Genomic DNA, 12444 nt, shown 5'->3' on the forward strand with positions numbered 1-12444 from the left:
TTTACCAGTTGTAAGTCTATTCCTTATTAAGTTATTTTACGACCGCCAGCAGAAATCCATCATATCCTTTGCTTCCTACCGTCTGAATCGCTGTTGAATCAATACGTGGTTCATTTGATAGAATATCAAACATGTCACGAATACCCTCAATGTCCGAATCTTGGCTATCCTTTACCACGACTTCTCCATGGCGGACCACATTGTCTACCACAATACAGGCCCCTCGCGCCGATAGATCTATCGCCCACTTAATATAAGAAGGGTTATTTCTTTTGTCTGCATCAATGAATACAAAGTCAAAAGGATCAGTTTCCGTCTCTGCGAGTGAGGGGAAAGTTTCATTTGCTGGGCCGAGGAGGATCTCAACTTTCTCCTTAAGTCCAGCATGTTCTATATTCTTTCTTGCTGCTTGAGCGTGTTTTTCACTTGCTTCCAATGTAACAAGTCGGCCATCTTCAGGAAGAGCACTTGCCAGCCAAATGCTGCTGTATCCACCCAGAGTTCCAACCTCAAGAATCCGCTTAGCTCCTTTGATTTTAGCCAGCACGTGAAGCATTTTTCCTTGGGCTGCTGAGACATCAATGGAAGGGAGACCAGCTTCTGAATTAGATTTTAAAACTTCGTTCATCGCGTCCTTCTCTTGAACGAGCTGGCTATTAAAATAGTCATCCACCTCGGTCCAAGTTTTCTGTGTACTCATTAAAAGACCTCCTTAATTTTATTAAAGAAAAGCTCCCGATACTGGAAGACCCTGTTTCGAGATAAATAGGGGCCGTTACATTAGGTGGATAAGGGTTGGTGGGGAAATAACTCGTCTTGTTCCATCACCCAGACACTCGAGACATAAGCCGTTCATCAACGGACGGAAAAACCACCATCCTTTTGATGCTCGGCTTATGCTGGTCGTGTCTTTCGGGGTGATTCCACATTTGAACACTTTCCTATGGGGGAACGGTGAGCTTCCTCGCTCGTTTTACTCCCTGCTGGATCTCACCTAGTCCCTTCTCCCATAGGAGTCTCGCCATTTCCCCACCAACCCAACATGATTAAGAAAAACGTCCCCTTCTAGAAGAGAAGGTTCTCCACCTTAATCAGAATTAAATGCTTTTATGACAGGCTATTGAGGATCGTTGCATCCTGAAATAGGTACAGAACCACATGGTCTAATTCTTCAGCACGCAGGTAATGTTTGAAGTGGTTTTGACCTTCAGCACAATCAAATATCTCGAAACTGAGTCTTCCACAATCCGGCCCTATTGTGAAATAACGTGCTTACGAAAAATCAAATAATTTTTGATAGTACCCTTTATCAGAGAAAGCTGCTGATTTTAGATAGTTCAATGTCGGCTTCTTTCAATGCTTTGGTAATATACGCTGCAAATTCTACAGCAGATTCTTCATCACCGTGAATACATATCGTTTGCGGTTCGATTTCAACATCTACATTCTGCAGACTGGTAACTTTATTTTCTTTGATCATACGGATAACCTGTTTTACCGCTGACTGATGATCGGTAATTAAAGAATTGGGATCTCTTCTGGAGGTAAGGCTGCCATCCTGTTGATAGGTACGGTCTGAAAAGACTTCACTTGCCGTTCGCAGTCCGGCGTGGCGGCCGGCTTGAACGAGCTCACTTCCCGCAAGACCAAACAGAATAAGTTCGGGATCTACATCATAAACGGCTTGGGCAATAGCATCAGCCAGCTTTCTATCTTGAGCGGCCATATTAAACAACGCTCCGTGAGGTTTAACGTGCTGTAGATACTGTCCTTCTGCTTTTACAAATCCGTTCAATGCACCCACTTGATAAACGACAAGATCATAAGCTTCCTCAGGAGTGACATCCATCTTTCTGCGTCCAAACCCGGCTAAATCGGGAAAACCGGGATGAGCTCCAATCCCTGTATTATTTTCCGCAGCCAGCTTGACCGTTTTCCTCATGATGGATGGGTCCCCAGCGTGGAAACCACAGGCAATATTAGCAGACGTTACATATTTTAGAATTTCCTCATCTCTGCCTTTTGTATAAGTACCAAAGCTCTCTCCCATGTCACAATTAATATCTACAATAGGCATGTACGTTCCTCCTAACGGTATTTAAATCTAATTCCTTGTGCCAGCTGTTGAATTTGTGTTTCGCGCTCGAGTAATAAATGCTGAGCTTGCTTATGACTAATCTGTTCGAAGCTCACTTGCTCCCCGGGTTTTAATTGGGCGATGCGTGGGAGGTCCACGGTGGCTACTTGACCAATCTTAGGATATCCTCCTGTAGTTTGGCGATCAGCAAGCAGAATAATCGGGTTGCCTTCTGGTGGAACTTGTATGGTGCCAAACGTTACGGCCTCTGAAATCATATCCTTTTGCTTCTTAAGTTCTAATTTACTACCTTGAAGGCGGTAGCCCATTCGGTCTGATTGAGAATCAATTTGGAATCTTTCTTCAAAGAATGAAGAATGGCTATCGTCGGTAAATAGATGGAACTCCCGGCCTTCCATTACTTTAAGTTTGGGCTCACCGTGAATAGGGGCGCTGAATTCAGTAGCCACGAACCAGTCCATAGCCTGATAAGGCTGACTTCCTGCCATATCTTTGAGTTGGTCAAAGGCTTTTCGCGAAGCATTTGATAATTCGCCAAAGTTGATGGTATCTCCTTTATCCAGATCCCGGCCTTGATAACCACCGATTTCTGCTCTCAGGTAAGTGGAGGCACTTCCCATTACAGAAGCTACATCTAAACCTCCTGCGATAGCCAGATAAGCTCTGAACCCTTTTTTGGGATTTCCAAATCTAAGTTCACTTCCTTTTTTGATATATATCGGTCGCCATAGCCCAACGGTCTCTCCATCAATCATAGGTGAGAGGTTTCCGCCGCAGACGGCTATCAGTGCATCTTCCTGGAATTCGAGCACAGGACCTTTAAGTGTTATTTCCATTGTAGGAGTGCGTTGGTCGTTTCCTACAAGCAGATTAGCAATTCGATGGGCTTCTGGATCCATCGCTCCACTCGTAATGACTCCATATTTCTGATATCCATACCGTCCCAGGTCCTGAATGGTAGTCAGCAGACCAGATTTTAGAACTTTCAGCATGATTTCCCCTCCTTAATTGCGAGGTACTCTTTTTCTGAGATGGACGTAAATTTAATTTTATCCCCTGCCTGCAAAAGAGAAGGTGGGTCTTCTTCAGGCTGAAATAACTGCAGGGGAGTCTGCCCAATTAATTGCCACCCTCCCGGTGTGGTAATCGGATAAACTCCTGTTTGGCTTCCGGCAATTCCTACGGATCCTGCAGGTATTTCAAGCCTTGGATCATCTCTTCTGGGAGTGGAAATAGTTTCGTCCATTCCCCCAATATAAGGAAAGCCTGGAGCAAACCCGATCATGTACACAATATAATTTCCGTTCATGTGTCTATTGATAACTTCATCTTCTTTAAGGTCCGTGTACTCGGCTACATAGGATAAATCGGGACCGTATTTCCCTCCATAACATATAGGTATTTCAATCGTCCGAGGTTCAGGTACTTTATCGCGCTTGTTCTGTGTGAGCATTTGTCTTAATTGGTCACACACCCAGTCGTAGGGAAGGGTGTCTGTTTGCTTTATTTGCTGATAGACAAATAGAGGACTGTAAAGAATGGTTATATTGGTAAAGGCTGGTATGTATTCAATCATCCACTCTGGTTGATGTTCTTCTAATAACTTTGATATCGACTGCACTTCTTCATGAATCGTTTGTGAAATCTCATTTCCTAAATCAATGACAACTGCCTGATCTCCAAGAGGTTGAAAATGGTAGTTCATCAGTAAGCCTCCTTAAATAAACTATTCCTTCACCTATCCTATTAAACTATTCCCTTTGAATAGACATTTATTCTTCAAAATTTTAGGTGGTAAAGAAGGTGTTTTCGTTTACAGAAAAGCGGAATGCGGTAAATATAATTATACCATTTGTTAAAAGGAGGGCGTACGATGCCTTGGAATATGAATGATTATCCTAGCTCTTGAAAAAATTTGGATACGCCAGTCAAAAAGAAGGCTATTGATATCGCAAATGCTATGCTCGATGAAGGATATGATGAAGGGAGGGCCATTCCTATTGCAACCGAACAGGCAAAGGAATGGTATGAGAATGCAACCAAAGATGAAATCAACGAAGCGAAGCAGATGGGCGATGATGAATTACAAAGCAGAGATCAGGACGATCAGCAGTATGAAAGCCGCCCTGGGTTATTAGATAAAGGAGAGCACGTGGTGCCTCATGAAGATGGTTGGGCTGTACAGGCAGAAGATGCAAAGAAACCATCCAATGTTTACGAAAAAAAAGAAGAAGCTGTTTCCCGTGCTAAAGAGGTAGCGGAGAACAAAGGAACTCAAGTGATTATCCATAAGAAGGATGGAAGCATCCAAGAAAAAACGGATTATTAAAAAAGGTTTAATGCAAGGTTATAGGGGATATATACCAATTAATACAATAATTAGGAGGTATTGCAATGGCAGATAGTAAAAATCAATCCGAACATGTAGTAGCTCATGAAGATGGCTGGGCTGTGAAGGCAGAAGGTGCCGATCAACCAACGAAGATTTATGAAAATAAACAGGATGCGATTAACAGAGCAAAAGAAATTGCTCAGAATAAAGGTACAAGTGCAATCATCCATAAGCAGGATGGCACGATCCAGAATCATTATTCTTATTCTGAATAGTAACGCAAGAGTCATATAAGAGTACCCTGCCCAGGGTGCTCTTTTTGTATGAAAATATGGTATGATAGGTAAACGATGATAGAGGGAGGATGAACCATGAACGGACAGAAGCGAAGTGATATTAAGCCTGGTTTAGAGGTAGATATCGTATTAAAGAAAGATCAGAGAAGTGGGAATGTGACTAGAGGGATCGTGAAAGATTTATTGACGAAGTCGCCCTCCCATCCCCATGGAATTAAAGTCCGCCTGGAAGATGGACAGGTCGGCCGTGTAAAGAATATTCATACTTAAATGATATAAAAAACCAGCTCGAAAAAGCAACAGGCTTTCTCAAGCTGGTTTTTTGATACTAGGATTTGGTTTCATCCATATAGCTGCGGAAAGGCATTTCAATTGTGAAGAAATTTCCATCTGCATCACTAGTAGCTTCCAGGACAGTATAGGAGGTTCCGAAAATTCGTTCCATAGCGTGATCTCCATTATCGAAGGGCTCTCGGTCAATGGATAATCCAGATGAGAGAATTTTATGACGGTCTTCTTCAGTAAGGCTGCTGGTTTCTTGCAGTTTAACCATAGGACGGATGATGGTGATGCCGCCTGGTTCTTCAATTTCATCATAATCTATCTCAACGTTAACGAGAGTGTTCGCCTCGCCCAATATTTCTGTTACAATATCCTTCAATTCAGAGAAGTCCATTAAGAAGCGGACTTCTTCTGGTTCTAATCGATTCGTGAATTCAGCCATCTTCGTACCTCCTTCTATTTCTATACGAGTTATATTACCATAAGCCATATCTGATAAACCTTTTTAAATTGGAAAAAGCGGACCAGACCGTCGTCTGACCCGCTTTTGTGTTACATCGGAAAAAATAAAGTTTTCTTAAACTTGTTTTTTAAATATTACAAGCGTTGGTTGTTGAATCCCAACCTTTGCCGCGGTTGATTAGTTCTACATGGTAGTTTTATCAACTTAAACGACGCAATCCCTACCTCTATTGCATCCTTACAGCTCCGAAGCTGATCCAGTGTGATTAAGTCGTATCAAAACGTAGCAGAATGCCAGTCTCATACATATCACTCTTTCATTTTCCGAGTTGCCTTATCTAAGGCACTAATTAATTATTATAGTATTCAAGGATACGTTTGTCAATCCGGTGCGTTTTGAATGCAACTACCTATTCGTCATCTTGCAACTTAATTATTGTACGGCCTCTTGTTTCACCTTTAAGAATCTGATGTAATTTTTCCTCAACTTCATCCAAAGAAATAACTACTTTCATACGATTAAACACTTCTTTGGTTTTTAAGTCGTTCGCCATTCGATGCCATACTTTTTTCCGAGTTTCCATTGGACAATAAACGGAATCAATGCCAAGGAGACTAATTCCCCGCAGTATGAAAGGATAAACTTGTGTAGGCACATTAACGCCCGCAGTTAATCCGCTGACTGCAGCTGCTCCATTGTACTGGAGTTTGCTAAGAACTGAAGCTAAAGGTTCGCCGCCGACGGGATCGACAGCAGCAGCCCATTGCTGCTTCGCTAACGCTTTGATTTTGCCATTATAAACATCTTCTCTGGAAAGTACTTTATCAGCACCCAGATCTTTTAAGTATTCGGTATGTTCTTCACTTCCCGTACTCGCATGCACTATATATCCGCGTTTAGCAAGCATTGCTACGGCCATACTTCCTACTCCGCCGGTCGCTCCTGTAACAAGTACCGGACCCTGATCTGGAGTAAGACCATTTTGCTCAAGGCGATAGACAGATAGTGCAGCAGTGAAACCAGCCGTACCATAAATCATCGACTCTTCAAGTGTTAGACCGTCGGGAAGAGGGACTATCCAGTCAGCAGGTATGTTGGCATACTGGCTGAACCCGCCATCATGTGATACTCCAATTTCATAACTTGTGGCAATGACTTGATCGCCTTCCTTGAACCGATCGTCTCGTGAGCGAACTACTTCACCGGCCAGGTCTATTCCAGGGATAATCGGGTAATCTTTCACAAGGGCGTTATCAGGCTGAGAAACCATGCCATCTTTGAAATTCACGCTGGAGTAGTGGACCTTAATTAACACATCACTGGATGGAAGATCTTTGGTTGAGAGATCTTCCAATCTTCCTTTTACTGTGTCTCCGTCTTTATCGATCTTATAGGCTTGAAAAGTTGTCATCTTTACACCTCATTTAATCTTTTTTATCTTTATTTCGAAGATCTTCATCATATTGTTCTTCTGTCAGAGAATCATTTTTGGACTTTTCGCCTTTTTCCTGTTCTCGTTCTTCTTTTTTAATTTCTTCATTAGGCATGCCATCAATTAATTTCTCTTTTTCTAATTTTTCTTCAAAACTTTGATCTCTTTCTTGCTTACGCTTATCTTGTTCAGCCATAAGGCCACCTCCATTAAATGGGATACACCTGCTTTATTCCTTTTTTAGCCATTTATTAAACTCCTAAAGCCAGCTTATAAACCATGGCTTCACTTCCTAAAAAATCATAAAAATAAACTCCATTCCTTAGATCAGAAGGAGTTTACTTGTGATTGATTAATTTATTTTTTATGGTTTTAAAAAGGGAAGAGTGCACGATGTAATCGAAAGCTGTGCTGATCACGAGCCCGTGTATAATAACGCCAAGAATAGTAAAAATGACAATGATCGTATAGCCACCGGCCGTTTCAGGTTCAAAGCCGGATCTTCCGAAGAAAGTAAGAGAAAGAATAGCTGTAAACCAGGCATCACTGTAAGAATCCAATTCGTTTTCTATCATATTTAAAGGGATGATTAATAGAAAAATGAGTACAAACGTAATGCCAGTCACTAAGAGCAGATGTTGTCTTTTTAAAAATCGGATAAAGGGCAGAGTATAGTATTTCGTGATCGATTTGAGCCGGAGTAAGTGTAGAATACGTGCTACGCGGGCGAATTGAAAAATTGCATCGAGCGGAATAGCTGCAATTACGATAAATGGATGCTTCTTCACAAATCCCCATTTACTCTCACTTTTATAAAGCCTATAGAGGAAGTCCACGAAAAAAAATCCCCACGTACTCCAGACAATGACGCTATTGTAACCTGTTTCCTGCCATATGGTGGCCACCGAAAGTCCAGCAAGGAGGACCATGAAAATTTCATAGAATGTTTTAGATGGTTTTCGCTTAAAAAACTTCAACTTCCTGGTCCTCCTTTGAAACTTGTCGAATGATACCCTTAGTATATCACCTGTTAGGGAGAAGGAACATGGCGCACGGACCGGCCACGAATTCGACACTGTTAAGCGTTGCTGATTATTTTTCAGCTGCTTATTAAACAATCGGGACGGATTGTTGAAGACTCAGTTTCGAGATAAATTGGGTCCGTTACGTTATGAGGAAGGGGCTGGTGGGGAAATAACTCGTCTTGTTCCATCACCCCGAAAGACCCTCGAGACATAAGCCGTTCATCAACGGACGGAAAGACCACCGTCCTTTTGATGCTCGGCTTATGCTAGTCGTGTCTTTCGGGGTGATTCCACATTTGAACACTTTCCTATGGGGGAACGGTGAGCTTCCTCGCTCGTTTCACTCCCTGTGGGATCTCACCTGATTCCTTCTCCCATGGGAGTCTTGCCATTTCCCCACCAACCCAGCCGAGTGAGAATAACGGACGCTTTTATAAGAGCGAATGCTCTCCTTCTTAATCGGTCCTAAATGCTTTTGTGACAGGCTATTTCACATCGTTATAGCATGAAAATAGCTTCCTAATACATGCTTTTTCTCATCAAGTAGAGAATGTCTTAAGTGGTATCGATCATCTAATTCGGCAAGGTCCGGAGGGGGACTATGTAGACTTCTGTGGGATAAACATGATCGGTAAGATCCCGGAAGACGAAGCCTGAGGAGGCCCCGCGCAAGGGATGTTCGACTAAAATCGCCACGTCCTGTGGCAACGTCGAACGACCCAGCGTCGTACAGGGCCGGAAAGCGAAATCGTCCCCCGCAGGACCTTTCCTCTCCTAAAATATCTCGAAATAAAGTCTTCCACAAACGGGAGCTTATCTGGAAGACTCAATCTAAAGATTTATAGAGTTAAGAATTTGATAAGAAGGCAAGGCCCTCGGGGGTGATTTGGGTTCCGGAGCGCCCGCGTTTAATCGTTACATATCCACGAGCTTTCAAGTTATCAAGCACTCTTCTGATCTGCTGTTCTGACAATGAAAGGGTACTGTGATCAAGATTTTCATAGATTTTTTTCCGGCTGGCATTGGTGAAAGAATCATTCAAGTCCTTCACTACATTTAAAACTGTATGATTTAACCTTTCATCCATAACACTTTCTGAGACAGAGTGAGACTGTACCTTCGGTTTCTGAAAGAACTCCTCACCTGGCAAGTCTGCCATGGTGATAACGGGATGTTCAGATACAGTAATTAGGTAGGAGATCGTATTCTTTAATTCTCGAATGTTTCCGTACCAGTCATAACGGATCAATTCATTCATTAAAGCAGGATCAAACTGTTGATCTCGTATTTGGTTCTCCTGTAAGAATTGTCTTACCAGCGCAGGTATATCTGCTTTACGTTCCCTTAAAGGAGGGACCGTTAAAAAAAGCACTTTCAGCCGGTGATATAAATCCTCTCTGAATTCTCCCTTGTCGATTAAGTCCAATAAATGTTTATTCGTTGCAGCAATAATTCTTACATTAATGGGGATCGTTTTGGTCCCGCCAATTTTCCTGATTTCCATCTCCTGGATAACCCTCAGCAGTCTTGCCTGCAGTTTTAAGCTAATGTCTCCAATCTCATCCAGAAAGATGGTGCCTCCATCCGCCTGTTCGAATAATCCTTTCTTTCCTCCTTTCTTCGCTCCAGTGAAGGAGCCTTCTTCATATCCAAATAATTCACTTTCAAGTAGATCTTCCGGCAGAGCACTGAAATTTACGGCAAGAAAAGGTTCATAGACGCGCGCTGAATGGTGGTGAAGAGCGTGAGCAAATAATTCTTTGCCCGTGCCGCTTTCTCCTTGAATCAATACGGGCAGTTCGGTACTGGCTAATTGCCTGGCTATTTTTTTGGTTTGCTGGATAGAAGGGCTGGTTCCCAGAATATGATCGAAGGAATGTTTAGCAATATATCCTGTCTTCAGGAGTTGTTTACGGGCAGCTTTCTCCATATTGATGGTTTCATCCGTATTTTTAAAAATGAAGATGACATTGTCACTTTCCTCCCATTGCACGCGGTAGATCATCAGGTTATACCCATTGATCGTAAAATACTTGCCCTCCTCCTGGGGATTCGTTAGAAATTGAAGCAGTTTTGTATCTTTGAATAACTGGGGCAGTGTTCTACCGATGGCATGAGTACTTGATAATCCGCTGTATTCTTGAATAAAAGGGTTAAAGACCGTTACTTTCCCGTGGCGGTCAATAGCCATTACTCCGTCATTCACTCCATCTACCACCTGTTGAAGGTGATGGTTCAACAACTCGGTCTGTCGATTCATATCAGCGAGCTTTTTGCTGAGTTCAATTATTTTACCTGTATACCGGCTGGAAATTGTACCGCCCAGCTGCTGCTTCAGTTCAAAATGGTCCAGCACCTCGATTAAGGTAGTGATATCAATTAATCGAACCCCTATATCCATGATCGTCTTAACGGAGGAAGGTGCGAAAGTAATTTCTCCCGGAGTAACAGCCGTTTCAATGTTTCTTTCTATTTTTTTACCAGGGTAGTACGGAGAGTAGGACAGGTGATTCATCCCTATTTTTTTCAGGGTATCAATTGTTTCTTCTGCCATTTGCCGTGTATCGTTCACACAAAGAACAGAAGTTCCTTTTTCAAGTTCAAACAAACGGTCAATATGCTGGTAATTCATCGTCCTGCGTGCCGTCATACATGTAGATGAAGGTGAGACATTAGGAGAGGCTTCTTCTTCAACCAAGTAGGAGGAAAAAATGATAAGGTGGTCATTCAATTGCTCCGGTACATACTCATCGACGGCATAGCTTGTAATTCGAATAAATTCCCCTAATATATCCTCAAGTTGTTCATGCAAAGCCAATTTAGTTTCTGGTGTTCCTGTTATCAGAGTTAGATGATTATTCATGTAAACCTTCCTTTTGGTTTGTATTGTTAATTATTATAACACCCAATTACAACCAAATAATCATTATTTAAAGATAAAATACTTAAATATTCAGAATTCAGAGTTGGCATGGTTTTTGCATGTAAGTAGGAGAGAGGAAAAAATAAAGGAGGAACATGTAATGGATAAAAAGAAAAAAGGATTCGAAATGCCGCATACGTATGTGATTATCTTCTTTGTCGTATTATTGGCTGCGGTCCTTACGTATCTCATACCTGCGGGGATGTTCGAAACGAAGGAAGTTACGTATGAACATTCGGGTGCTGAAGAAACGCAGACGGTATTAATCCCTGGAAGCTTTAATGTGGAAGAAGGAGCAAGTGAAGGTACTAGTTTATTTGAACCCGGGGGAGGTGCTGGTTTATTAAACTATGTATTTGAAGGGCTGGTTTCTGGTGATAAGTGGGGCTCTGCGGTGGGAGTCGTTGCTTTTATACTAATTATCGGCGGTGCCTTTGGAATTATTATGAGAACACGTGCGGTTGAAGAAGGAATTCTATCCGTTATTGACCGGACGAAAGGAAAAGAAGTACTGATTGTTCCAGTGATGTTCTTTTTATTCTCCTTAGGTGGAGCTGTTTTCGGAATGGGAGAGGAAGCTATCGCTTTTGCCATGATTCTTGTGCCTCTGGTCGTCGCCTTAGGGTATGATGCGATCACCGGCATCATGATTACGTATGTAGCTACGCAGATTGGCTTTGGGACGTCCTGGATGAACCCTTTTGGAGTAGCTATTGCTCAAGGTGTTTCAGATGTACCTGTATTATCCGGTACTCCGTTTCGATTTGTAATGTGGCTGGTGTTTACAGCAGTCGGGACATTTTATACATGGAAATATGCAAGCAAAATTCGCAAAGATCCGACTCAATCATTATCCTACGATTCTGATCAATATTTCCGCGATGATTTTGATCACCAGGACATGACCGTTAAATTCAGAACAGGACACATGCTGGTACTGCTGACTGTTGCAGCGGGTATCGGATGGATTATTTGGGGAGTTATCCAGCACGCGTACTATATTCCTGAGATTGCCAGTCAGTTCTTTACGATTGGTCTTGTAGCTGGAATCATCGGGGTAATTTTTAAGTTGAATAATATGAAAGTCAATGATATTGCGGAAGGATTTGCCCAAGGAGCGAAAGACTTGCTTCCGGCTGCCCTGGTCGTTGGAATGGCCAAAGGAATTATCATCATTTTGGGCGGAGATGATCCAACCACAGCTTCTGTACTTAATACAGTTCTCCACTCAGCGGGACAGTTGTTTGAAGGGGTGCCGGAAGTTATTTCTGCTTGGCTTATGTTCCTTTTCCAATCCATTTTCAATTTCTTTGTGGTATCTGGTTCAGGGCAGGCTGCTCTAACTATGCCTCTAATGGCACCACTTGCCGACATTGCCGGTGTGAGCCGCCAAGTCGCGGTGCTTGCTTTCCAACTGGGAGACGGGTTAACGAACATCATTGTGCCAACATCTGCTGCTTTGATGGGGACACTTGGAGCTGCTCGACTGGATTGGGGAAAATGGTTCACGTTTATTATTAAGTTCCAATTAATCATGTTTGGTTTGGCAAGTGCGTTCATTATCACGGCTGTACTAATTAACTTCACTTAAAG

The 12444-nt window shown here is 42.5% G+C and carries 13 protein-coding genes; 4 read left to right on the forward strand and 9 right to left on the reverse strand.

What is annotated here, in order from left to right:
• Positions 1-31: 31 nt before the first annotated feature.
• From HBHAL_RS04060 to pxpB, 4 genes are all read right to left on the reverse strand, one after another.
• Positions 32-700 (reverse strand): O-methyltransferase, encoded by a 669-nt coding sequence (locus tag HBHAL_RS04060; protein ID WP_014642080.1) that lies wholly within the window; start codon positions 698-700, stop codon positions 32-34.
• 609 nt (positions 701-1309) lie between these two features.
• Positions 1310-2077, reverse strand: coding sequence for a LamB/YcsF family protein (locus HBHAL_RS04065; protein ID WP_014642081.1), 768 nt, complete (start codon positions 2075-2077; stop codon positions 1310-1312).
• An 11-nt stretch (positions 2078-2088) separates the two neighbouring features.
• Positions 2089-3090, reverse strand: a complete 1002-nt coding sequence (locus HBHAL_RS04070; protein ID WP_014642082.1) for a 5-oxoprolinase subunit C family protein — start codon at positions 3088-3090, stop codon at positions 2089-2091.
• A complete protein-coding gene (pxpB, locus tag HBHAL_RS04075; RefSeq protein ID WP_014642083.1) occupies positions 3084-3803 on the reverse strand; it encodes a 5-oxoprolinase subunit PxpB in 720 nt (239 codons plus the stop codon). The genes HBHAL_RS04070 and pxpB overlap by 7 nt, the downstream gene beginning before the upstream one ends.
• 210 nt (positions 3804-4013) lie before the next feature.
• On the opposite strand from pxpB, the gene HBHAL_RS04080 reads away from it, so the two are divergent.
• The 3 genes from HBHAL_RS04080 (at position 4014) to HBHAL_RS04090 (ending at position 4996) form a co-directional block, all read left to right on the forward strand.
• Positions 4014-4427, forward strand: coding sequence for a DUF2188 domain-containing protein (locus HBHAL_RS04080; RefSeq protein WP_014642084.1), 414 nt, complete (start codon positions 4014-4016; stop codon positions 4425-4427).
• Positions 4428-4492: 65 nt separating this feature from the next.
• The gene (locus tag HBHAL_RS04085) at positions 4493-4705 is read left to right on the forward strand and encodes a DUF2188 domain-containing protein (protein ID WP_014642085.1); all 213 of its coding nucleotides are present in this window, start codon (positions 4493-4495) and stop codon (positions 4703-4705) included.
• A gap of 96 nt (positions 4706-4801) precedes the next feature.
• Positions 4802-4996 carry a YwbE family protein gene (locus HBHAL_RS04090; RefSeq protein WP_014642086.1) on the forward strand — a complete coding sequence of 65 codons (195 nt, stop codon included), beginning with the start codon at positions 4802-4804 and terminating at the stop codon, positions 4994-4996.
• 58 nt (positions 4997-5054) lie between these two features.
• Here HBHAL_RS04090 and HBHAL_RS04095 read toward each other — a convergent pair whose 3' ends face one another.
• From HBHAL_RS04095 to HBHAL_RS04115, 5 genes are all read right to left on the reverse strand, one after another.
• Positions 5055-5450, reverse strand: a complete 396-nt coding sequence (locus HBHAL_RS04095) for a hypothetical protein (RefSeq protein ID WP_041601192.1) — start codon at positions 5448-5450, stop codon at positions 5055-5057.
• A gap of 430 nt (positions 5451-5880) precedes the next feature.
• Positions 5881-6882 carry an NADPH:quinone oxidoreductase family protein gene (locus tag HBHAL_RS04100; protein WP_014642088.1) on the reverse strand — a complete coding sequence of 334 codons (1002 nt, stop codon included), beginning with the start codon at positions 6880-6882 and terminating at the stop codon, positions 5881-5883.
• A gap of 13 nt (positions 6883-6895) precedes the next feature.
• Complete coding sequence (locus HBHAL_RS04105; RefSeq protein WP_014642089.1) at positions 6896-7099, reverse strand: hypothetical protein; 204 nt, start codon at positions 7097-7099, stop codon at positions 6896-6898.
• Between the two features lie 142 nt (positions 7100-7241).
• The gene (locus tag HBHAL_RS04110; protein ID WP_014642090.1) at positions 7242-7880 is read right to left on the reverse strand and encodes a hypothetical protein; all 639 of its coding nucleotides are present in this window, start codon (positions 7878-7880) and stop codon (positions 7242-7244) included.
• Positions 7881-8775: 895 nt separating this feature from the next.
• Entirely contained in the window at positions 8776-10791 is a 2016-nt protein-coding gene (locus tag HBHAL_RS04115) for a sigma-54 interaction domain-containing protein (RefSeq protein WP_014642091.1), read from the reverse strand.
• A gap of 160 nt (positions 10792-10951) precedes the next feature.
• On the opposite strand from HBHAL_RS04115, the gene yfcC reads away from it, so the two are divergent.
• Entirely contained in the window at positions 10952-12442 is a 1491-nt protein-coding gene (gene yfcC, locus HBHAL_RS04120; RefSeq protein WP_014642092.1) for a putative basic amino acid antiporter YfcC, read from the forward strand.
• Positions 12443-12444 lie beyond the last annotated feature (2 nt).

Source organism: Halobacillus halophilus DSM 2266 (assembly GCF_000284515.1).
In the GTDB taxonomy this organism is placed as follows: Bacteria; Bacillota; Bacilli; order Bacillales; family Halobacillaceae; genus Halobacillus; species Halobacillus halophilus.